26 protein-coding genes are annotated in these 21,034 nt (G+C 44.9%); all 26 read right to left on the bottom strand.

All coding sequences use genetic code 11. The features are described from left to right. On the bottom strand, positions 1–1,362 hold the full coding sequence (locus SRRS_RS03530) for a hypothetical protein (protein ID WP_371366279.1): 1,362 nt from the start codon (positions 1,360–1,362) through the stop codon (positions 1–3). A 12-nt stretch (positions 1,363–1,374) separates the two neighbouring features. Continuing rightward, positions 1,375–2,877: a hypothetical protein gene (locus tag SRRS_RS03525; RefSeq protein WP_371366277.1), complete on the bottom strand. Its 1,503-nt coding sequence runs from the start codon at positions 2,875–2,877 to the stop codon at positions 1,375–1,377. Next, positions 2,874–3,605 (bottom strand): hypothetical protein, encoded by a 732-nt coding sequence (locus tag SRRS_RS03520; protein ID WP_371366275.1) that lies wholly within the window; start codon positions 3,603–3,605, stop codon positions 2,874–2,876. The genes SRRS_RS03525 and SRRS_RS03520 overlap by 4 nt, the downstream gene beginning before the upstream one ends. A 371-nt stretch (positions 3,606–3,976) precedes the next feature. Next, a complete protein-coding gene (locus tag SRRS_RS03515; protein WP_371366273.1) occupies positions 3,977–4,171 on the bottom strand; it encodes a hypothetical protein in 195 nt (64 codons plus the stop codon). 19 nt (positions 4,172–4,190) lie between these two features. Beyond that, positions 4,191–5,045 carry a tyrosine-type recombinase/integrase gene (locus tag SRRS_RS03510; protein WP_371366271.1) on the bottom strand — a complete coding sequence of 285 codons (855 nt, stop codon included), beginning with the start codon at positions 5,043–5,045 and terminating at the stop codon, positions 4,191–4,193. A gap of 295 nt (positions 5,046–5,340) precedes the next feature. Then, a complete protein-coding gene (locus tag SRRS_RS03505; RefSeq protein WP_371366269.1) occupies positions 5,341–5,895 on the bottom strand; it encodes a hypothetical protein in 555 nt (184 codons plus the stop codon). Next, a complete protein-coding gene (locus SRRS_RS03500; RefSeq protein ID WP_371366268.1) occupies positions 5,879–6,352 on the bottom strand; it encodes a hypothetical protein in 474 nt (157 codons plus the stop codon). Before SRRS_RS03500 ends, SRRS_RS03505 begins: the two co-directional genes overlap by 17 nt. Positions 6,353–6,683: 331 nt before the next feature. Continuing rightward, positions 6,684–9,224, bottom strand: coding sequence for a DUF927 domain-containing protein (locus SRRS_RS03495; RefSeq protein ID WP_371366266.1), 2,541 nt, complete (start codon positions 9,222–9,224; stop codon positions 6,684–6,686). Positions 9,225–9,302: 78 nt separating this feature from the next. Next, complete coding sequence (locus SRRS_RS03490) at positions 9,303–9,800, bottom strand: hypothetical protein (RefSeq protein WP_371366264.1); 498 nt, start codon at positions 9,798–9,800, stop codon at positions 9,303–9,305. Position 9,801: 1 nt separating this feature from the next. After that, on the bottom strand, positions 9,802–10,461 hold the full coding sequence (locus SRRS_RS03485) for a putative metallopeptidase (RefSeq protein WP_371366262.1): 660 nt from the start codon (positions 10,459–10,461) through the stop codon (positions 9,802–9,804). Positions 10,462–10,479: 18 nt separating this feature from the next. Next, entirely contained in the window at positions 10,480–11,274 is a 795-nt protein-coding gene (locus SRRS_RS03480; RefSeq protein WP_371366260.1) for a sigma-70 family RNA polymerase sigma factor, read from the bottom strand. Positions 11,275–11,351: 77 nt separating this feature from the next. After that, positions 11,352–12,128 carry a hypothetical protein gene (locus tag SRRS_RS03475; RefSeq protein ID WP_371366259.1) on the bottom strand — a complete coding sequence of 259 codons (777 nt, stop codon included), beginning with the start codon at positions 12,126–12,128 and terminating at the stop codon, positions 11,352–11,354. Between the two features lie 22 nt (positions 12,129–12,150). Further along, positions 12,151–13,827: a DEAD/DEAH box helicase gene (locus SRRS_RS03470; protein WP_371366257.1), complete on the bottom strand. Its 1,677-nt coding sequence runs from the start codon at positions 13,825–13,827 to the stop codon at positions 12,151–12,153. After that, the gene (locus SRRS_RS03465; RefSeq protein WP_371366256.1) at positions 13,812–14,339 is read right to left on the bottom strand and encodes a Holliday junction resolvase RecU; all 528 of its coding nucleotides are present in this window, start codon (positions 14,337–14,339) and stop codon (positions 13,812–13,814) included. The genes SRRS_RS03470 and SRRS_RS03465 overlap by 16 nt, the downstream gene beginning before the upstream one ends. 162 nt (positions 14,340–14,501) lie before the next feature. After that, the gene (locus SRRS_RS03460) at positions 14,502–14,978 is read right to left on the bottom strand and encodes a hypothetical protein (RefSeq protein ID WP_371366254.1); all 477 of its coding nucleotides are present in this window, start codon (positions 14,976–14,978) and stop codon (positions 14,502–14,504) included. 24 nt (positions 14,979–15,002) lie between these two features. Then, positions 15,003–15,986: an exonuclease SbcCD subunit D gene (locus SRRS_RS03455; RefSeq protein ID WP_371366252.1), complete on the bottom strand. Its 984-nt coding sequence runs from the start codon at positions 15,984–15,986 to the stop codon at positions 15,003–15,005. Continuing rightward, positions 15,983–16,537, bottom strand: coding sequence for a DUF5651 domain-containing protein (locus SRRS_RS03450; RefSeq protein WP_371366250.1), 555 nt, complete (start codon positions 16,535–16,537; stop codon positions 15,983–15,985). Before SRRS_RS03450 ends, SRRS_RS03455 begins: the two co-directional genes overlap by 4 nt. Continuing rightward, on the bottom strand, positions 16,534–17,256 hold the full coding sequence (locus tag SRRS_RS03445; protein WP_371366248.1) for a hypothetical protein: 723 nt from the start codon (positions 17,254–17,256) through the stop codon (positions 16,534–16,536). Before SRRS_RS03445 ends, SRRS_RS03450 begins: the two co-directional genes overlap by 4 nt. 9 nt (positions 17,257–17,265) lie before the next feature. After that, complete coding sequence (locus SRRS_RS03440) at positions 17,266–17,499, bottom strand: hypothetical protein (RefSeq protein ID WP_371366246.1); 234 nt, start codon at positions 17,497–17,499, stop codon at positions 17,266–17,268. Continuing rightward, complete coding sequence (locus SRRS_RS03435; RefSeq protein ID WP_371366244.1) at positions 17,489–18,913, bottom strand: AAA family ATPase; 1,425 nt, start codon at positions 18,911–18,913, stop codon at positions 17,489–17,491. The genes SRRS_RS03440 and SRRS_RS03435 overlap by 11 nt, the downstream gene beginning before the upstream one ends. A 66-nt stretch (positions 18,914–18,979) precedes the next feature. Beyond that, positions 18,980–19,798 carry a hypothetical protein gene (locus tag SRRS_RS03430; RefSeq protein WP_371366242.1) on the bottom strand — a complete coding sequence of 273 codons (819 nt, stop codon included), beginning with the start codon at positions 19,796–19,798 and terminating at the stop codon, positions 18,980–18,982. Between the two features lie 2 nt (positions 19,799–19,800). Then, a complete protein-coding gene (locus SRRS_RS03425; RefSeq protein WP_371366241.1) occupies positions 19,801–20,064 on the bottom strand; it encodes an AbrB/MazE/SpoVT family DNA-binding domain-containing protein in 264 nt (87 codons plus the stop codon). Next, on the bottom strand, positions 20,061–20,354 hold the full coding sequence (locus SRRS_RS03420; RefSeq protein WP_371366239.1) for a hypothetical protein: 294 nt from the start codon (positions 20,352–20,354) through the stop codon (positions 20,061–20,063). The genes SRRS_RS03425 and SRRS_RS03420 overlap by 4 nt, the downstream gene beginning before the upstream one ends. Positions 20,355–20,427: 73 nt before the next feature. Next, positions 20,428–20,574 carry a hypothetical protein gene (locus SRRS_RS03415; protein WP_371366237.1) on the bottom strand — a complete coding sequence of 49 codons (147 nt, stop codon included), beginning with the start codon at positions 20,572–20,574 and terminating at the stop codon, positions 20,428–20,430. A gap of 137 nt (positions 20,575–20,711) precedes the next feature. Further along, a complete protein-coding gene (locus SRRS_RS03410) occupies positions 20,712–20,879 on the bottom strand; it encodes a hypothetical protein (protein ID WP_371366235.1) in 168 nt (55 codons plus the stop codon). Positions 20,880–20,883: 4 nt separating this feature from the next. Then, positions 20,884–21,018: a hypothetical protein gene (locus SRRS_RS03405; protein ID WP_371366234.1), complete on the bottom strand. Its 135-nt coding sequence runs from the start codon at positions 21,016–21,018 to the stop codon at positions 20,884–20,886. Positions 21,019–21,034 lie beyond the last annotated feature (16 nt).

The raw sequence follows: 21,034 nt of genomic DNA, 5'->3' as shown, positions 1-21,034 counted from the left end.
TTAACCAGTAGCGGATGTACTAAACACATCTGATTGTTCTTGCTCTTCTTCCTGCTGCTCAATATGTTCAATAACAGCGTCAAAGCGATCCTCAGGAAGATCATTAAGGTAGACAACCGCGGCTTTTTTCTTAACTTCCATGTTGAACTTGCCGCCGATCTGAAGGTCAAGGGCTTTGCTTACCTCATCGAGAGCCGCCGAAACATCAACAATGCCAAAGTCATCTGAATACTTACAGGACAAATCAACTGAGCTATTTGTCCAAAGACCAAATACTTCGGCAACACTACGTTCGGCTTCCTCACAATTCAGAGCAAAATCAGTTAGAACCTGGTTTGCTTGTTCGAAGTCCCATTGTTTAGCAATACCACTTTCTTTGGTTTCGACACCGGTTACGTGGCTTAACTCAGCCATCCTATATATTTCCTCGATAAGGTCTTTACGTTCAGATCTCAGCTGCTCAAGCGGCCCCGTGTCCATAACAATATAACCAGGCTGATTTGGGAGTGAGCCATCCCAACCAAGTACGTTTTCAGTACTTACTATAATTTCTTTAATATCGCTTTCGCCCTCTGGCAATGGGTAGATAAGGATATTAAAAGCCTGGTTCCGAATAATCTCATCGATTTCGGAACAAAGGTTATACAGCCGCTGATTAGTTTTAGCGATATTATAAAACTCAGATTGCGGTAATACTTTGCCCGGTTCCATCGGTTTACTGTATAAAGGGATGACCGGCAGCCGCCCCAAATTATGATTATTAGTTATCTCTTCTCCGTTTGCATACTGACAAGACCACGTTGTAGTTGTCCATTTCCATGTGTCAGTAGCAGTGTCCGAAGAACTCGTTTCAGAGGCTACGGTATAAGAAAACTCAATTAATCGGCCGGCTTTATTAGTTTTATACTCTTTGACTTGGTTACGCTGCACGATGTACGCATAAGGCAAAGCCCTTTGCTTCAATACATCAGCCATGTTGCCAGGCTGCTCAGACACATTATCGATTACGATAAAAGCAACCGCCTGCAGTTTAGCGATAAGGGCAGCTCGTTTCATAAAACGAGTAAAGGATGTTCCAAGCGTATCTGCATCTTTGACAAACTCGGAAAATAGGGCGTGATCATTCCATTCTCGTTCCGGTTCTTTGCGAAATACAGGATTGACATGACTGTTGACTACCGGCGCCACGTAATTAAGATAATACGCTAACGCCTTGCGCCTGGCGTATTTTTCTGGTGTTTCCCTGGGATGCGGGACCAGATAGGAACCATCCTTGAATCCGCCCTCGCCGTAGTAGGCATCCTTCAAAAAATTATAATCATCAATTGGAGTTATTTCTATTACACTGCGAACTTCAGCCAAATGATCACCTCCTTAGAATAATGTTGAACGGTCAGTAAATGCTTTAAAGCGCTTTTTCGCCCGTTCAATAGCATGGTTTGCCAAGGCCAACGCCCAGAACTTGTCGCCGTGATGCTTTTCGTTGCGCTCAACTGAATAGCGGAAAGCCCCTGTTGTAGTTACTTCCCGTTTTATGGCCACAATCTGAGAAATAAGATCTCGGTCGTTAGGAATCAGAATTCCGGACCGCCCTTTCTCAAATTCTTTGTGAAGATCAATGGCCATTTCTTCTTTACTGGCATTGGTAAACGGCACCTGTTCAACCTGGTTGCCGTATTTTTTACGCATGTTCTCCGCGAGCTGCATACCAAGACCGGTTTCATCGATGCAAAGTCGCACCGGTTTAGCAACCGTCAAGTAACGTCCAATTTCTTTTTCCTGCAGATCAAAATCAGACTGCTTGTATGTAGCTAAGTGCCTTAGAATTTTACCCATACCGGTATCGTCTAAGCTGGCAAGTTCGGATGCGTCCCGCCGGCGCCCTACATCATAGCCGCCTCCGAGTCTACCTACGGTTTTCTGTAGTAGTTCTTCGAACCCCCGGGCCATCAAAATATCTTGTTCGCACAGGCCATCTTCAGCTTCATCATTCATAACGCAAGCATAAACCATGGCAAGCGGGAAGTAAGATGTGCTGTCATCAATAAAAGCACATTCAAATTCCTGCTGGAAGCTCTCTAAATCCATGGCGTTAAAGAGTTCGTGCAGTTGCTCAGTACCGAACACCTCTACACGCTGCAAGGTGGGCATGCTTGGCGCTTCTTTTCGCGCTTTGGCTACATCCTTACAGAGCAGGGAAAATTCCCACCAATACACGGTCCGGCGTTTATAATTTTTAAATCGTTTAGTATTACTCCAGATATCAAAGAACTTGCCCATTTTACCCAGCGGCGTACTAATGATTGTTAGACTGCCATGCTTTACCCGGGTAAGAACGGGAACGGCTGAAGTATAAACTGGAGCATCAAAAGAACCGAAGAAAGCGAACTCATCCAGGATAATGTCTAGGACATTGTTAGAACCTTTACCACGGATGGGGCCTTTGCCCTGAGCGATAATCCTAGTTCCCACACTTTTACGTCCAGTTTTATCTACAAATTCAAGGCTGGTTTGGTTCTCTACCAGCTTTCGCTTCTTGTAGTTATCAGGCAACGAATCGTAAATCTGCTTGGCATAACGGATTTTTTCTTTAGAGTCATCAAGTTTATAGGAGCTAATAATGCAGGTATAATCGTCAAGGTTCTGACTTCTGGCCAGCGCCCTGGCTGCCGAGGCAAAAGAAAAACCCAGCTGCCGACCTTTGAGCCAGATTTGGAAGCGCTCATAGCTTTCCAAGAATTCTCGCTGAAAGTCGTCAAACTGGATTGCTGGGTCTGATAAAAGCTCAATAAATCCGGACTCGGTTGCCAGAGCTTCTGCCAATGTTCCTGGAGTGAGTTCTTTAGGGGTAATAATTGTGGGGCCGCGTTCGATCATGTGGTATCAGCTGGCTTTCGCTGTCCAAACCGGGCCGCGAACCGAGCATTAACTTCTTCAGCTGATATGCCAACATTAACCTGAACCTGAGGACCGGCATCCTTGGCCGCCTTGGGAGTCATCAAGAATTCGTTAAGATTGATACCAAGAGTTTTACAGAGATTAGCCGCCTGCTGTATGGCTGGGTGAGCTTTCTTTTCGTTTATGATGATAGGCTCAAAGGGCTTACCGTCATCGTCAGTTCCTTCAACTGGTATCACCTGCTTGACGCTATCGACTATAACGCCGTCAAGGATAGCCTGCTCAATTAAGCGATGGATCTGGATTGCCATGGCTCCGGCCACTGCTCCGGCATCATCCTTGATCTTATCGAGTTCGCCGCGTCGGAAGGCCACCTGCCATTTCTTAATTTGCCTAAGCTCAGGCTTACAGAGATCCCGGTCAGCAACCCGTCCTTTTACGAAATCTCGGCAGGTGAGCCGCTTGGGACAGTCGGCAGTACAGGGCCGGACTGGTATTTCTGATGTGAGGTAGGTTTTGCGCTTATTGACTGCCGCTTCCTGTTTGGCTTGCTCAATCGCCTGCTGCTCTCTGACTATGAGAACATTATGCGCAGCTTCGGAAGGTACGGTAAGTAAAAGGCCGCTCTCCTGGGAAGGAGGCGGCTCCATGGATTTTATTTCATTTAAGAATTCATCGTCGAATTCACCTGTATATTGGTCTGACATTGTTATCACCTGCCTTTAGGGTAAAAAGAAAACCGTCTACTGGACGGTTAATAATCGTTGTTTTCTTGTTTCCTCGATTTTCTTCATAAACTTCCTGCTTTCATCTGCGTGCCATTGGTCATGTTCAGACGCACATTTTGGACACAAAGGCTCACCACACACAAAGCCACCCATTGTTTCATAACAATCATGCGTAGCTTGATTTCCACAAGAACACTGCCTTTTGGAGTGTTCTTCACAATAATCTAAACCGGGAAATGATACGTTTTTGCATCTACCGACCCAAGCCTTTTCAAATTTACATTGCATTATTTTTCACACCTATCATTTCTAAGCGATCCGTGGGTAAAAAGAAAGGAGCCTTACGGCTCTTATAGTTTCTTTAGGTTAATTACTATATCATTTTCATCAGTATCATGAATCACGTGCTTTACTTCATACTCCAATCCATCAATTACGACCTCATCACCAACTCTGGGAACGATTAAATAATCTATAACCTTCGTTTGAGGATTACCACAAGGATTTTCATTCTGATCTGGCCTATAATATGTTTTTAGCTTCATAATGCATCCCCTTCCAGTATTAACTAAACCCCAATTTCTCCACAGCCGCCTGCATCTCCTGCTCGCCTGGCTGCGTATAAATCTTAGTTGTCTCAATCTTCGAGTGTCCGGCAAGCTTAGCAACCATCTCAATCGGTACGCCCTTACCAACTAGATCGTGACAGTATGTATGTCTAAGCATGTGAGGGGTTAGGCCATCTACACCAGCTTTTCCGCCAATGCTTGCGCATAAATGCTGCACGCCTTTTACTGTAAGCTGTTCACCGCGTTGGGATCCGAACAGCCAAGTAATACCGGCATTATCAACCAAGTAATCAGATAAGCATTCCCGAAGGTCCTTTGGCATAGGTACCGTTCGGCGTTTATTGCCCTTACCAATCACAGTAATTGAGCCTTTGCGCTCGCTAATTATGATATCATCAGGAGTTAAGCTGACCAATTCTGAAACCCGAAGTCCAGCAAGCAGTAAGGTAAATATAATTGCCCTGTTTCTCTTGCTTTTATCGTTAAGTGCAGTCCGTATGAGTCGATATTTCTCTGACTTGTCTAGCCATTTAGGAGGCTCCTGGACTTCCTCCACCTTACGGACTTTAGCTAATGGTCTATGATTGATATAACCTTCTTCTAACATCCAGTTACAAAAGGCTTCAATGGCTGCCAAGGCTGTATTAATGCTTGCTGGCTTTAGCTTTCTAACTTCCTGCAGGTAAGTGCGATACTCTACTGCATCAATCGAGGTTATTTCCTTTGCATCAGTCGTTCCACTGTTTTCAAGAAGCCAATTCATGAACTTTTGAAGCTGTGAACGATATGTTTTAATTGTCTGTTCACTTTTGCCGGTGGCCTGCATAGCAGCCAGATAACTATCAATCATATACTCACCCCATTATACGACGAGTTTTTTTATAGATAACAGGCGGTTTAAGTGCCTATTATTGTAGTTAATTATATCAAACTCGTCGTATAATAGCAATTATATCTTGAGATAAAATTCACCGTCAGACCTCGTCAGAACTGGGCTGGAGGCACATGGGGCGCACATAGTTTTAAAATAACTTTATGTAAATTAATTCACGTAAAAAGCTACTGACTTAAGTTAGCCAGTAGCTGATATTGTTTAGATTTATTTCACAATATCATATTAACACGGCTAGAATCTTACGTCAATTTCATCTTTTTCGCATAGCCGAAAGCCCGTCAACCCCGAATATTAAAGCACTTAGCATTTCAGTTGTCTCACGATTGTCTCGATAGTAAGTACTTCGATCAATTTTTTCAACGATACAAATGTCTTCAATTTTGATCCCGTCAAAGTAAGTTGCTGTTAATATTCGGTATCTCCGCTTATCCTCTAAACGATCTGAAGAGTCACAAAAAATCTTATATATTTGCAGCATTGCTTCCACATGAGTCATAATTACCCTGGTTCGCTGGACACTACTTTTAATAGATTCAATATAGGTTTCCTTACTACAATTCCCTAATGTTTCCAAAATTTCGACCGGACTTTCCGATACAGCCGCCGTCTGTCGATCATAAACTGCGTTTTCACAATATTTTTTAAGCGAATTGTAATGTCTGAGCAGCATTCGAGTGTTCCAAAGCCGCATATTCTTTTGCTCTCGTTGTTTTTCTTTCCATTGCTTCTCCCATGCCTCTAAGGCTGCTTTGGCTCCTGCTTCAGCTGCTAGTTTTATAATATCGGCTTTATTTATTTCCATCATCCCCTTTCCAGCTAGCCTTCTTCCTTGCTAAATTCTTTAACAACTCCTTAACTTGCTCGCCAAACGGTGCCAGCCATCTAGCCGCCTCCGCTTTATATTCTTCAATCGACTTCCAGCCACAATCCCCAGTAGGATCGATATGTGGGCGAATCACATACCCGCCACCCTCTGTCGGGAAAAGTCTGGTACCTACACACCGAAACCCGAGCAGCGCATCCCACAGCTTAACATCAACCTTATCGGCTTCAATCAAAAGTATTACCCAGAGATCACTATCTTCCTGAAAGTCCGGCCGTGGATCCTGAAATACCTTTCCCAGAGGATGACGGTTTTCTGGTTTATTCAATTCATTTCGCGCCGTTGCCTGAACCGTTGTTAATGGCGGTACCGGCGAGCTCCGGAAGGATGATGCCGGCAGTGGTTCTCCAAACAAGCTTTTTTGTTGCGCAAGAGACATTTTATCCCCCCGTTCTCAATAAGAAGTTGAAACAAAATCACTTAGTTGAAACATAGTTGAAACAAAAGAACCCAGGAATATCAATGGATTCCGGTATTTGTTTCAACTGTTTCAACTGTTTCAACCATTTTTCGCCTCACATATGCGCACGCATGTGCGTGTGCGCGTGCGTATAGAGTATGTAAAAGTAGGTTGAAACGTTGAAACAATGTATATTTTTATAATAAAAAATCCTTGTTTTATCTGGGTTTATAGATGTTTCAACCATGTTTCAACCGCGCTTCAACTAAGGCCATTTGTTTCAACCATTTTTCGTGCTACTTAACAATAACTAAGAAATTATGGTTAACTGTTGCGTGTCATTGGGCTTATTTATCACAATCATTCGAACTGCATTATTCTTCCATCGCTTCATCACATTGAAGGTCATTTTCCCACTCCCAGCGCTCTGCGCCTCAATAAATCCGCGCTCATGAAACTCGCGTAACACCCTGCTCACAGAATAACCCGCCTCTGCTAATACCTTTTTAAAAATTGCCGGCACAATCCAATACTGCTGTTTTACAGCATCAAAATGCCCGTATTGCTCATTATGACAACTAGAACTAAACCGTTCATCATTCGACGCAATCCACGCGGTAGTAAAATCCCAGGCTCGATCTGTATAATCCGCTTCCTGTGCTGTGCTTAAGAGCTCAACCGTAGAAACTGCCATCCTAACCATTTCCTCGCGCGCCTGTGCTTCCGGAATCTCCCATACCCACTGCCGCGCCCAGTAATACGCCACGCACGATATGGCAATCGCACTAATATGCGGCTGAATGATACCTTGAAACCGCTCTTGCAGTTGCTTGTACACGGTGGCGTATTCCTCATGAAAAAACTCTTTATTTTCTCTCAGCTTCTCAAGGACACGCTTGATAAAGAGTTGGCCGGCATAACCATAACTCTGGTCCGTAACCCTGTGCACATTCTGCGCCTCCCGCTCATCAGGCAAAGGAATACCATACAGCTCTAGCGCCCTGGTCCGCACACCGGAATGCGAAGTATCTCCAGCCAGAGATTCCTCACCGGTAGTCAGTACCACTAAATTCCAAAACGCTTTAGCCTGTAACCCGCCGCGCTTATCGCCGCGCACCTTGCCCTGGCCGGCCGATACCGCATACACCAGCTTATCCAAAAACTCCTGCTTGTCCCCAGCCAACTGCCGCTCATCTACTCCTAACGGTAAATGGGCTAAAAATTCGCAAGTTCGTTCCAAGCCTACCAGCGTTGTATTAAAACTCACCATGATCCGCTCAGGGTTTCCCCATACACTAAGTGCCGCTTTCATGGCAGCTGTTTTACCGCCTTTCGACGCACCCCATACATGCACAATAAAATTACGGTGCCCGATAATGTAGAGCAGCGGCGAAGCAAAGCTGCTGGCCAGCATCATCTGCGCGATCGGATTCTTAATCACATACTCCATGCAGTTTTTCCACTCATTAAAACTACCAGCCTGACTAAATCCGTTAACCAGACTGGACATAGCGCGTTTGGCATCCATATCAAGCACAATATCCCCGGCATGCCCAGGCAGGAATTGCTCTTTCGATATCCATCCCATATGTGACACGGATTGCGAAGTTGGCAAAAAGTCAATATTCGCCGACTCCATATCAAACAAATACGATACCATTTCCTTAGCATTTTCACTCGATACCGGCAGCCCTACATTGGCCAGCTCCGGTATCTTAGACTTTTGATACAGCGTTGACTTTTCCGCCTTAATAAACTCCCATTTACCGTGCCGGCGAAAAGCTAACTCAAGCTTCTCAGTACCGGTATCAATATCTAAAAGCCGCCTGGTTAAAATAACTGGTATTGGACAAATCTTCGAATCGCGCCCCTCGGCATCGATACCGAAAACGCCTGATTCTGAATAACGCCATTTATCTGGCTTAATTGGAGCAAAAGGCTGATCCGCGATTACCTTCTCTGCAAGGCAAGAAACAATACGAATATCAAGCTTGTTTGCCATGTTCATGGCAGCTTGCCACTTCTCTAAAAAACTATCTGCGCTTTCCATGTGCAGAGCAGACGGATCCTTATATCCTTGTAACGAAAAAGAATATACTTGGCCTGAAAAATGACTTTCCAGAAGTCCAACGCATATCTTTTTCAGAAATGCCTCGCCGCCCTTATCTGGTTCCTTGTATAAATAAACATTTAGTCCTTTTAAATATACCGACCAACGCGATTGAAACGTGTCAGCGCCTGGCGCACCGAGCGCCGGCACCCCATATTCCCAAAGCGTGTGACAGTCGGACTCACCTTCTACTACTACAATAAAACCTTTCTCACGCGCTTTCTGAAGCTGCCATAGGCCGTAAGGATGTACCTTAGACCCTTTCTGCCAGGAGAACTTAATCGCGCCACTAAGGGAATGCCTATAACGCGTAGCGACAAGATTCCCCTTTTCATCCATGTAGGGAATCGACATTTTGCTAGAAATGTTTTTTATCCCGTATTCTTGCAGCTTAGCAAGATCCAAATGTTTAGCGGACGCATATTCCTCGACAGTAAATGCAGGTTTCTTCTTTGCTTGTGACTTTTCAGGGGGTTTAATGCCGGCAAAATCAAAAATAGTTTTGGTTGCCTGCTCTTTTGTCACGCCTTTGTATTCCTGCAAAAACGTCCACGCATTGCCATTTGCGCCGCACGAAAGGCATTTATATTGACCAGTCTTAATTTTGATGCCAAAACTAGGATTTTTCTCGTTATGAAAGGGACAAAGGCCGTGTAGTTCATCGCCTTTAGTTTTTAATCCCGGTAAGTACTGTGAATAAAATTGTTTCCAATCTACAAGTGTATCTATGTTCTCTTGCACATTAAATCATCCCCTCTCCCCGGGTAAAAGAAGGCAGCTAATGCTGCCCTCAATCATTTCAGTACGCCGTCCTAAGTCCTAACGTGCCCCACCCTTCCCATCTCTCAGTCGGCAGTAATATTGCAATACGCATCCTTTTGTCGTTTGTACTATCTTATTACATTCTTCTGATTCGTAATTACCTGCACACGGCGCAAACGGGATTATTTCTGTAAAACCTTTATTTACTACCAGCCCTAACTCAGCGTTACGGGTATGGGATTTTATAAAGTCAACCAGCATTTGCCTAATTTCTATTGCTAACGGCTCCTCGCAAATCGTTAAAAATTCTATAACCGCTTTTGCGTCTATCCATGGATAACTAACCATTTCTTTTTGCGTCCGGCCATTACCTTGAACTTGGACATGCTTCTCCAGCTCAATAATCAAATCACAAGCTTTGCCAAACGGGCATTCATCGCAGTCCTCAATCAGCTTTATAATGGGACAATCAAGTCCTTTTTGATCGGCACACTGGAACGCTTCAAACAAAATTTTACCCAGAGATGCATATTTCTCAAGTGTAACCGCACTCATCTCAGGCCTCCGTACCAGTATCATGGATAACTTCAATGTCAATAATATCAGCATCCACTATAATGTCATCCGGTTCCTGTTCATCATTAGCGTCCTCTTCCGGCGGTGGCAACTCTTGTACCGGTTTTGATGATATCACCCGAAGCTCTGGCCGGCCGCCAATCGCTGCCGGTTCCCCGCCAGGCAGGGCCGCCAAATGCTCTTCTGGATCCGCGTCTTCCGACTCAAGATCCAATTCCGTCTGATTCAATAAACCTTCCATCTTCCTGAGCGCCGGTGACCAGAGCCCGTGGCGGCGAATAATAGCATGAAAGTCCTCTACGTCATGGCCTTGAATATACCAAACCTTATTGCCGGCATCATCAGTACCGGCGGAACAATGCTGCAGCTCATGATCCAGCAGTGCTCGTTTATCATTCAGGCTCAGTTGCTCCCAAACATCACGGTGAACAGTGATGATAAAATTATAACCGGTTAGGAAATTAACTTCTTTGCCGACTTTCTTAGCCTGGCCCCAGGTGTCGCGTTTCTTAACTTCCCAGTTGCCGGTCCGGAATAAGTATTTAATATCAGCCTCTACCAAGTGGCTGTGATGCTCTTGAATGATCTCGCGCGCCAAGGCTTCTAAGTCCTCAGACGCATCATAAAACTCAGCTGCCATACTCTCACTCCTTTTGAATTACTGTCGCCCTACCCATGCCAATATTTCTTCATCCCATTCAGCGCGAAATCTGGCTGGAAGTGCCATTTTTTTAGATTCCATAAATAATTTGGCATTGGCGCAGGATATAATTTTACCTTCGGAATTCTTACCGTTTTGCCGGCAGCGAATGCCAGAAGTAGAACTGCGAACAACAATGATGTTACCTGCCTGGTTAAGCAATATTTCTAACGTCTCGCCTGTTTTAAACTTCTTGCCAACCTCAGATGACATAGTGATTTTCCCATTCTTTGTGACCGTTATATATGCAGAATTTCTCGTTACCATTGCATTATTTGCATTAAATACAATGAATGAGGACAGATCTAGCTTGGTAACAGTTGGTGCTTCTGGCACCTTTTTCGTTGTACTTCGTGTATTTGCCATAGGCATCCCCCTTTTTGAATAAAGGTTATATCCTTCCGTTGTAGTAGGATCAGGAATAATATCAATAAATCGCGCTTGACCTTCTCCTAAATTCTGGAACAGCGACAAAACTATCCCTTTTCTCTTCCGCGCAGTATTCCGCCGCATTTCCTTATATAAAGCAGATCTCATATGAAGTAAAGCATATGTTACAAAGCTGGCTCCACGGGTGGGGTCGTATTTTCTTCGTGCGGTTAATAGTGCAATACTAGCGATTTGAAATAAATCCTCATATTCAACATTCGGCCGATAGGGATAGTAGCGCTTAATCGCATAATGAATAATCTTTTCGTATTCTATAAAAAGATCTTCTTCTATGCAGATAGGCAGCTTTGCATTGCTCGCCATAATTGCGCCTTCTTCACACAACATTCTGTTTGTAAAAATAGGCCGCCCCACCCTTTGGACAAGGCGGCCTATCCTATTTAAAATGCGTCAGCGTCCGCTGAGAGCTTTGCTTTGGTATGTTCCTGGGTATTTACAGCCGAAGATGATGCCGGCGACTGGACAGGATTCCAGTCTATGCCGTAGTCGCGCGGATCGAATAAACCAACGGCCTCAAAATCAATGCCGACCCACGTTTGATCTCCGGATCCTTTTTCAGAAGTTGTCATTCTTGTAACTACTCGATTAATGCCGGTTCGAGGCGGAACCATAGCTGTCACACCCTTGCCAAGATAAATTCCTTGGGCATATTTACCCCATTGAATGGTCGTAGTCTTAGGGAAACCCAACAAGTAAATTTTTGGAAAACCATCTGCAGTCAATGTGGACACCGGCACGACATATGCGACATATCTCAGATCCAAGGAACCCTCATCATAACGCGTTTGTGCTTCCGGATTTTCCTCTAAAAAGGCCCTTAGCTCTTGTTCGGCTTCTTCTTTTTCTCGTTTCGAAGTAATGAGCACCCCCTCTTCTGGAGATTCTTTCTTACCCCAAAGCGTCCAGCGTTTCTCGCCGTAGCCTACCACAACATCAATACTGTCACCATAGTTTTCGATCACCGCATTATTAGAGTCTTTTTCTACAAAATTTCCTTTCTTGTCAATATATAGCCATGTACCGATATTGACGAAATCAAAATCCATGCCTTCATTTACAGTTACGAAATCTTGTTTGATACTCTCAAGCATTGCTGTTATATAGTTGGTGTTAACCACAGCAGCTACAGAATTATTTACAGTCGTTACGTTACTCATAAAATCATCCTCCGTAAATTATTTACCAGGTCATTGAACCTAAGAATTTATCCATATTCTCAGCCTCAGAACGAGGCTTGTTAGGTAGTTTTAAGCCCAGGCGCTTGTAAACGCTGCGCCGGCTGGAATATTGACTTTTGAACACCCCCACATTGTAATCAACATAGTCAAACCAAATCGCTTGCTTTTTGGGGTTAGTAGGATCCGGCCGCATGATCCGTCCGATCTCCTGTTCTACAGCTGCACCGTTCTTTGAACCTACGGCATCACCACGTTTTGGCATTGCCATATGGCCAACGCTCAGATGTGGCAGGTCTAACCCCTCCCGGGCGAGCTGAGTTGCAAATAAGATATCTACCTCTTTGTTCCGGCAGGCTTCCATGCGATGCTGACGCTTTGCATTTGGGATTTGCCAGTCTTTATATTCCTGGGCCGTATACTGTTCTATTTGCACCTCCCAGCGCTTCAACCGGTCATTATATCGACAATTGTTAGCCTCACCGGCTTTAACGATGTTTCTGGCTGCCTGTTCGGTACCGGCCGCGCGCCATGCATAGCGCTGGATGGGACCGTGAATGACAGCTATTCTGGGTACCTGTCCCCATCTTGTTTTAGCAAAACGCTCCACCATGTTTTTGAGAATGTAACAATACCTTACTGATTCAGTAATAACGATACTTGGCAGGTTAGCGTAATCTAGGATGTTGCCGGCAATTAACTTTGCCCTAGCTTCATCATGGATCAAGGTATCAAGTAGAGCCCGGTAATCCAATTCCTCGCCACCGGCATCGATGGAGTTGATCTCGTTCCGATCGGAGGCTTGCTCATAATCAAAATCGGTGTACACAAACCGGATATCTGGTTTAATCAGGCGGCCGGCCTCATATAGGCCACTACGTTTAATTTGATAGACTTTAGGACCAATACCACGGTACATGTAAATTTCAAGCCTGTCTTTTCTGTCTGTAGTTGCAGTAAAGCCTGCCATATTAGTGGCCGTAAACTGTCCAGCCACTTCAATAAAAGCTGCTGCAGGAAAATGGTGAGCTTCGTCAATGGCTAAAGTACCTATTAAAGGCTTTAAGGCTTCGATTATTTTTGGATTCTCACCCAGTGTTTGTACTGTGGCTACAATCAGCTTACCATCGCCCCATTGATGTTTACCGTCTCCCAGGATACCGACTTGTCCAACACCAAGCAGTAATTCTTTTGCCTTATCTACAGATTGATATAGTAAATCTTTAGTATGCGTGAGCCAAAGGGCTGGCTGCTTCTTTTCGTATATATAGCGCATACCCATGACAGTTTTACCACTACCAGCAGGAGCTTCCAGAATACCATTTTCTTCTATGAGTGCGACAAGTGCCGGTATTTGGTCCTCCTTAAGTGGGTACCGGGGATTCCATTGGCCAAAATCTACAGGCGGAAGGACCGTAGTTTGCCAGTTAATTACTTTTTCATATTGATACTGTGGTTCATTTAGAAGTTCTTTTAAAAAACCTCGAGGTACAATGATGTCCATACCTTCCAAAACATAAAGCATTAGTTTCTTATCAATTCCCCAGGTCGGCCGCCGCTTGGCTTTGCGGTCCAGGTAAACGGGGTTGTCCACCGTCAGAGCAGCAGTGATAGCTGCCCTGAGCGGTGTATTAGCTCCTCGGATCCGGATGTTATTACTGACTGTTATAAGAACTGGCACTTTCTCACTACCTCCGATAGATCGTAGGCTGGTCCGGAGAGTTTTGTGTTTGCCGGGTCATGATAATAAATACGCGGCATCGATACGGCACCAACTTCTACATAAGATTCTTTTAGCGTTTTTCTTGTGACATAACGGTGATTTCGTTGCTTTAGAGATTTCTCGAGGGTAGATAATCGGATAGCGTAAGCTTCGTCAATGTGTTCATTTAGAAAGGATACAAATACAAACCCAATATTGTGCGGTAATGCTCGATCAAAGTCTCGTAAGCCATGCAGCTGGTTAGGGCGCAACATACTAAGTTCAAACCGATCTCCCGCAGTTCGCTTCATTTCAACTAAGAAGTTTCCTATAGCCGTGAGGACTATTTCATCCCCTGGACGGGTACCAGCACCACCATCTGTAATCCGCATGCGCCAAATATTGGGGATAAGCCGCCAGCTGCGCCTGATTTCTTTTTGAAAGTCTTCTCCCCGCTTCAGGCGCTCCTTTTGGATTTCATGTATGTTCATCTATCTCTCCCTTATCAGCAAATTTAGAAATGAACGCCAAGCAGGCAATGTGGCACACACTAACCGGTTTACCTTTTTTCTTGCACCAAACCATACCACGGCTACAAACCTTCCGGTGAAGTTTTACATCCTCGGTATGAACGCACAAAGAACAGTACATTTCTATTCTTTTCCTGCCAAAAAATTGAGCAGCGCGGCTTGCAGCCCGGCTTTGGATTTTATAATATTGGATGCTTCTACAGCTGCAGCCCAAGCATCATTCGCCCGGTAGTAGTCAACATCTAAGGAATTTAGCTGAGCGTTTACGTTACCCAGTTCACGGCGTTCTTTAGCCGAGTAGGAACGGCGATAGGCATCACGATTGGCATCATTATTGAGCATAATTTTCTTGCCATCAACAAGCCCATGCTGTTCTTTTCCCTCACCTTGGGTATTCATAAAGGCATCCGCTTCGGCGAGTTTGATATCAGTTTCGCATTGCGTTTTTTGCCGTACAAGTTCAGCCTTGTTCTGATAAGCGGATTCACGGGTTTCGCCGGTTTTAACTACATTTTCTAAAGCGACATCAAGTTGGTTTAAGGTAAAAGCCAATTTATCCGGATTAATAATCGGAATATATTCCGCTGGAATTGCTTTCAAGGTATCCTCTCCCTATTTGAATTTTTATACAAGATTGGCCTGTTGCTCATGAATTTTGGCCAGTGTTTTTTGCACCACTTCCGGCGCTAATTTTTCTGTTGCAGCAATGGACTCAACAATATCATTAATATTAAGAAGCACTTTTTCGCCGGTACCTGTCTGGATGAGCGCCGCGAATTCTTCCATGGCGTACTGTCGCTTTTGATCCGCTTCAATTTTCGAACGGTCCAACACCTCACTACCTGGTTTTGCAGATTTAAGCGGCAATAAGTCTATAGTAAAGTCGGTTTTATCATGCACATCAATCAATGCTACTTGTATCGGCCGCTCCATTTCACCGGTGCTGGCGCTGATCCGCGTCAGGCTACCCGGGTTGCAAAACACTTTGCCGTCGGCGCGCCGGTAGATGCCGAAGCCATGATGGTCATGGCCGGTAAGAATCAGGTCAGCCGTGGTCTGAACATCCTGGATGAGCGTGAACCGGTCAAAGGGCGGCGTGTGGTCGAGCAGCATGCCGTGGGCTATATGAATACGTAACAGACTTTCGCCAACGTCATGGGGATAATCATATCCATACCCTTCTCGATCCATTTTGCCGCTGTAAGGGCTGAAAGAAACCGCTACGTTGCAGTTAGCAAAAATACCATCATTGAACCATACTGAATCTTCATGGATAACATGAAATTTCGGCACCAGCTCCGCCAGCAGCCGCAGGCTTGTCCGATCGTAAGTATCTAGGTTGTACCCGTGAATATCATGGTTGCCGGCGCAAGTGTAGAAATCAACCGGGCACTCCCGGAACACCTGCATGAACTCGACCAGTACGCCAATCGACACTTCCGGACGGTCCCAGATATCGCCTGGACAGAGAATAGCTTTAACCTGGTGCTGTACGGCCAAGGCGAACACTTCCCGGAGTTTTGCTTTGACTGCTTCTTTATAGTCATCGATGCGGTTGCGGGGATTGGTACCGCGTAAATGTAAATCTCCAACAAATAGGAATTTCATCTGGTGCCTCCTTTCTTTTTCTTTGCTTTAAGTAGCGTGTCACCAATAACACCAATACCTTGTTGCTCATCCGTTTCAACGTAGCTGTACTGACACTGATTGACGGCAGCCGGGTTATAAGGATACATACCAATTTTCATTAAAATTTGACGCGCTCTGCAATTCTTAAAGTCACTTCTTGCGCATGTTTTACAAGCGTACTCAATCATGAGCTCAAACCAATCACTAAAGTCCTCTTGCTCTAATCGAACTATTGAATTAAGCTTCTCAATTTCTTGATAGTACTTAACAACTTCGCGTCTAGGAACAAACAACAGCTCCATTCTTGACACAGTAACATCAAGATCGTCTTTTGCACTTGAATCCAAAAATCCGATTCTACGATTAAGTGTTTTTTGCGTATATGTTCTTGTGCGCCGTAAATTAGCCATAAAATCTTTATCAAGCTTATTCGATTTGTCATAGTCCTCAATGATTAGATCTAAAAGCCCGAAAAGCAATTTTAGCCTGACAAAATTCTCTTTCTCTCGTTTAGAAAAATAGGGATTCATACCGTTTTCACCACACTCTTGCCATTAGCTTGAGATACGGCCAGGCTAACCTCGCCGATCTCCGCCAGGGCCTCGTTATGCGTGATCAGGATGATTTGCCGGTTAAACTTCTGGCTGTACTCTTTCAAGAAATAGGCCACATTAGGCGCATACTCGGCACTAACATGCTTGCCTACCTCATCTAGCAGGATAGGCCCCTGAACCCCAGCTAGCTCCGCTATGGCCAGTCTCAGGGATAAGGTGACTACATCGGTCACCCCGCCCCCCCTATCGAAATCAGGCGGTTTTAATTGCGTAATAATATCCTCAGATTCCAGCCAGTAATCAACTTCTGGCCGGTTGGCCCGTACATCAAGGCTAAGGCGAAACCGGTAGTCTTTACAAAATACAACCGTTAACGCACTGGTAACAATCTCTTCAATACGGGTTTTCGCCTGCTGTCTGGCAAAGTCGGAAGTTTTTTGCAGCAGAATTTGTATCTTATCAAACAAATCCAGATTCCTTTCTGCTGTTACCTGGCGCAAGATGGCATCGTTTTGCTGGCGTATAAGTAGATCCCGTTCCCCTTGCCTTGTAGTTATCTTTTTTGCTGCCTGCTGGACGTCCAGCTTGATTTTATTGACGCGGTAAGTGTTAGGTACCGGGCAGGCAGCCGCCGACGTTCCTGATGCTAAATTTATTGTTTTTGGCTGTTGCTGAAGCAAATCACGTAAACTCATGGCAGCCTCCTACACTTTAGGAATAAGACTCTCAACTTTAGTGAGGGTTTCTTCGATAGCTGTCTCAAGCTTTGCTATTTCGCCAGCGATTGTTTCCGGAGTTACCCCCTCAGCTAACATCTTTTGAATCACTTCATCCCGTTGCTTCTCGGCCTCGGTCTTCTGCGTTTCGGCCACCGTCTTCGCCTGCTCCGCACGCTTAAGATTGCTTTTCGCGGAGTCTATTCTAGTTCTAATGTCCATGAATCCTATCTCCTTTCAAAATCGGCTGCTCGCATAACGGGCAGACTTTCAGTTCGGACCATAAATCCCGCAGTACTTGCTCCTGATCTGCGAGCGCCTTTTCAGCGGCCGGGATCCGGACCGAGGCTTGCCGGTAAGTATTGTCCTTAATTTGAAATAGGGATTGCAGCTCCACCATGCGCCGGTACCGCTCCTGCCGTTCAGGCAGATCAGATAACAACAGCTGTACATGGTCAACAAACTGCGAAGTATCAGTAATAATTTGCTGACGCTGAAGAATATAATGGTCAAAGTTCTGCTGGCGGGAGTATAAATTTTTCAGCTGCTCAAGGCGGTTAATATCAGTGTCTAAATTGCTTACATCAGCCAGGGCAATATCAATATCTTTCGTGGAGTCGAGGATCTGGTTGGCTTTTCGAAGCCGCTCTATCAGCCGGGCATCTTGGTCCTCCAGTTCAAGTAGTTTGTCTACCTTCACTAGCGCTACGTCAAGCAGCTGCATTTCTTCTGCAGCCTCCGGCATATGAAGGTATAAGCTGAGCTCGCCGGCGTAATCGGTAATAGCGGCATCCAGTTTACTGTTTTGCTGCAGCAGCGCGGCCAAAGTGACTAGCCGCAGCTGCTGTGAGTCAACTTCTTGCATCATGGTAAGTAGATCCGGAACAATTGAAAGCATGGCCAGATCCTCCGACAGCTTGCCGATAGATAGAGCGAGGGAATCGTTTTTATCTTTCAAATCTCTGAGGCGCTGTTTTTTTGCGGCTGCTTCATCGAATTGAGCTAACAGCAGCTCGCAGGACTCGACCAGATCTTTAAACATATCTAGGTCAACATAGGCCTCTAACTGTTCGGTAATCCGCTCAACCTCTTTATCTGACTGCAGTCGTTCCTGGTTGGCCGCATGCCGGTCCTTGGCTACGGATTTAAAGGCCAGATCTACGACTTCGGTACCGGCGATTTTACCTAATACCTTGGCCCCGGCGCTGGCCGGCTCGCTGATCAGGAAAGGGGCCTCTAATTGATATGCAAAGTTTAGCGCCAGTTCAATATCGCCGAAGGATTGTTTCGTGATGCCTAAGGTTTTAATAACTTCTTCCGGTACCTCTGCTTTTTCAAATAGTTGGATAGTATTGTCCGGATAGGTTATTCCGTAGGCGGTTTTTCCTTTACGCCGATTCTTGGTAACAATGATGCCGCTACTCATAACGATTTGTACTAACGCCTCGCCAACGGCTTTGTTTATAAAATCCTCGCCGGCTGGTTCGCCGAATACTACCCAGCGCAGCGCCCTGATAATGGCTGTTTTCCCGGAGTCAGTAGGACCGGTTATTACTGTTAAGCCAGGACTAAGAGTAAAGCTACTGGCAACATGAGATTGATAACCTTTTATATCTATTGACTGAATATATGCCAATAAAAAATCTCCTTTCATGCATAACATAATTTGTATCTGCATAAGATATATTGGGGAAGTCTTGTCCTATACAACAATTAAAATTAACGTTCCTTCCCAGGCTTGCTCCGGTTCATTCCATTTCATTGTGTACCTTGCCGGGAAGGTGATCCCAAGCTTACTTAAGGCTTTACTAATCTCAATATCACGGTATTTGACCTGATTATGCTTTAATCTAAAACCGCTTTCTTCGGTAGGGGCTATTACTAAACATTTGCCGTCCGAAGATAAGCCAGCAATACATAAACACGCTTCGAAGTTCTTACGAATTGCAACAGGTACCGCGAACCGGCCATCTTCATATACCGTTAATATAGGGATTATTGGCCGTTGGCCGTAAAACCAGCTGAAGTCTTTATAAATTGATGCCTTATAGTCAGGGGTAATTGTAGTTTCCGGGGTTAATAATTCGGACATAAGTTCTGAGAATTTAGCGGGATCGATGATAACTTCGTCCTTAGTTTCTATTGATGATTGATTTGGTATTGATGATTCAGCAACCGGATCATCGACAGGTGATTCCGCCTGGCTCGACAAATCTTGCGACGTCGGGGTGTATGATGGATAGAGATCATGGCTTCGAAGCCACTTGTAGAATTCGGCATCATTTCTAAAGCCATATAACCGTTTGATTGTTTGCTTGCGGGTACCGTGGTCAAATAAGGTGCGATAATCAGATTCCGTTAAGTCTTCAGGCTTCAAACAGAATGCCTGGTCAAGCGGAATATTATTTTTTATGCAATGCACCGGATGATAGCCTGCTCTGGTTGATGCTGGTCTGCCTAAATCGGTCTCTGCTTTGGGCTTGGAATAAGGCAACCGGTGTGACTTTGCTGCTTTACCCATGGCTATGCTCCCTTCTCTATTGGTATGATTGCACACATTGAATCCAGACAATCCTGGCAAACTAGCTTGCCTTTGAAGTTAGTTACATCAGCTGCATTGCCGCAAAACACGCAAGCAGGCTCGTATTTTCTAAGAATAATGCGGTCACCATCAACATAAATTTCGAGAGCATCTTTTATCTCTATATCTAGCGTGCGGCGCAGCTCAATGGGAATAACGACTCTGCCGAGCTCGTCCACTTTACGAACAATACCGGTTGATTTCACGCTGACGCCTCCCGTTTGACTAATTTACACACTGGGATTGAAACATAATCACTGCGCTCATGCCTATGCGGTTCAGTTACTATTCCGGCATCAATCAAAGTTTTTAACATACCAGAGTTTTCCGAGTAGTCCTTTACTGCAATTTCATCTGTTTTAAGGTTAGGAATCCATACGGTTGCAGTAGCTACCGGACAACCATCCTCTGCATCTATTAATTGAATTGCGGTTTCACCATTTTGATATTTACCAAAAACTACTTGGCAATTCCATTGATTGAATTGCACTTTCATATAGTCACTCTCCCATTGTTATTTATTTTTCAGTGTGCTAAAATTAACGTAACGTAAATTTTCTATCCGCTCTTTATTGGGCGGCTTTTTTTATGCGCGGAATTACTCTGTCACTAAGTTCCTGGTTAACATGAGACTGAGAACCTTGAATTTGATAGATTGCATTATGGAATCTGGCCGTAATTACGAAATTTCCTTGCTGAACCTTGGCGGTAATCATTCTGATAGTCACCTCCTTTTTGAGGAATAAAATCAGAGCAGCCAAACATTGACTCACAAACCTCAGGGCAAGGATCTGTTTTGCACTGATTAGCTCCGCAAGTGCTATTCGCGCAGCGCCGGCACCAGCAGCGGGAATTAGTCATTATCCCTAATCCTTTCATTGTGACTTCGGTTATTAACGACAAACTGTAACCGCAGCGCGCGCCAATCACCTAGCTCTTTAGCGGCTATAGCGGTGGCAGTTATAACGGCCACGACTAAACCAATTATTACGGCCGCGGGGATCTGAAACCATACTGGCAAGATGTTACGCCTCCTTCTTTTCTTCAGCTTTGATTTCTTGCTTTACTTGACTAAGAACCATTAGAGCCTCGCCCGGGGCAAATTCAAACAACTTGATTAGGCTGAGGATGTGGTTAGCCATGATGTTGACTTTGGACACTTTGCTCACCTCCCAT

It is taken from the genome of Sporomusa rhizae (genome assembly GCF_041428845.1).
In the GTDB taxonomy this organism is placed as follows: domain Bacteria; phylum Bacillota; class Negativicutes; order Sporomusales; family Sporomusaceae; genus Sporomusa; species Sporomusa rhizae.
The sequence above is the reverse complement of the archived record's forward strand: the minus strand, read 5'-3'. Positions and strand labels throughout refer to the sequence as shown.

What these genes read in the sequence shown, in the direction of transcription:
- SRRS_RS03485 (WP_371366262.1), bottom strand. Translation starts at nt 10,461, where the DNA reads ATGGCAGCTGAGTTTTATGATGCGTCTGAGGACTTAGAAGCCTTGGCG.
- SRRS_RS03450 (WP_371366250.1), bottom strand. Translation starts at nt 16,537, where the DNA reads ATGAATCCCTATTTTTCTAAACGAGAGAAAGAGAATTTTGTCAGGCTA.
- SRRS_RS03505 (WP_371366269.1), bottom strand. Translation starts at nt 5,895, where the DNA reads ATGATGGAAATAAATAAAGCCGATATTATAAAACTAGCAGCTGAAGCA.
- SRRS_RS03520 (WP_371366275.1), bottom strand. Translation starts at nt 3,605, where the DNA reads ATGTCAGACCAATATACAGGTGAATTCGACGATGAATTCTTAAATGAA.
- SRRS_RS03480 (WP_371366260.1), bottom strand. Translation starts at nt 11,274, where the DNA reads ATGGCGAGCAATGCAAAGCTGCCTATCTGCATAGAAGAAGATCTTTTT.
- SRRS_RS03490 (WP_371366264.1), bottom strand. Translation starts at nt 9,800, where the DNA reads ATGAGTGCGGTTACACTTGAGAAATATGCATCTCTGGGTAAAATTTTG.
- SRRS_RS03500 (WP_371366268.1), bottom strand. Translation starts at nt 6,352, where the DNA reads ATGTCTCTTGCGCAACAAAAAAGCTTGTTTGGAGAACCACTGCCGGCA.
- SRRS_RS03440 (WP_371366246.1), bottom strand. Translation starts at nt 17,499, where the DNA reads ATGGACATTAGAACTAGAATAGACTCCGCGAAAAGCAATCTTAAGCGT.
- SRRS_RS03455 (WP_371366252.1), bottom strand. Translation starts at nt 15,986, where the DNA reads ATGAAATTCCTATTTGTTGGAGATTTACATTTACGCGGTACCAATCCC.
- SRRS_RS03415 (WP_371366237.1), bottom strand. Translation starts at nt 20,574, where the DNA reads ATGATTACCGCCAAGGTTCAGCAAGGAAATTTCGTAATTACGGCCAGA.
- SRRS_RS03420 (WP_371366239.1), bottom strand. Translation starts at nt 20,354, where the DNA reads ATGAAAGTGCAATTCAATCAATGGAATTGCCAAGTAGTTTTTGGTAAA.
- SRRS_RS03430 (WP_371366242.1), bottom strand. Translation starts at nt 19,798, where the DNA reads ATGGGTAAAGCAGCAAAGTCACACCGGTTGCCTTATTCCAAGCCCAAA.
- SRRS_RS03475 (WP_371366259.1), bottom strand. Translation starts at nt 12,128, where the DNA reads ATGAGTAACGTAACGACTGTAAATAATTCTGTAGCTGCTGTGGTTAAC.
- SRRS_RS03510 (WP_371366271.1), bottom strand. Translation starts at nt 5,045, where the DNA reads ATGATTGATAGTTATCTGGCTGCTATGCAGGCCACCGGCAAAAGTGAA.
- SRRS_RS03445 (WP_371366248.1), bottom strand. Translation starts at nt 17,256, where the DNA reads ATGAGTTTACGTGATTTGCTTCAGCAACAGCCAAAAACAATAAATTTA.
- SRRS_RS03465 (WP_371366256.1), bottom strand. Translation starts at nt 14,339, where the DNA reads ATGAACATACATGAAATCCAAAAGGAGCGCCTGAAGCGGGGAGAAGAC.
- SRRS_RS03515 (WP_371366273.1), bottom strand. Translation starts at nt 4,171, where the DNA reads ATGAAGCTAAAAACATATTATAGGCCAGATCAGAATGAAAATCCTTGT.
- SRRS_RS03525 (WP_371366277.1), bottom strand. Translation starts at nt 2,877, where the DNA reads ATGATCGAACGCGGCCCCACAATTATTACCCCTAAAGAACTCACTCCA.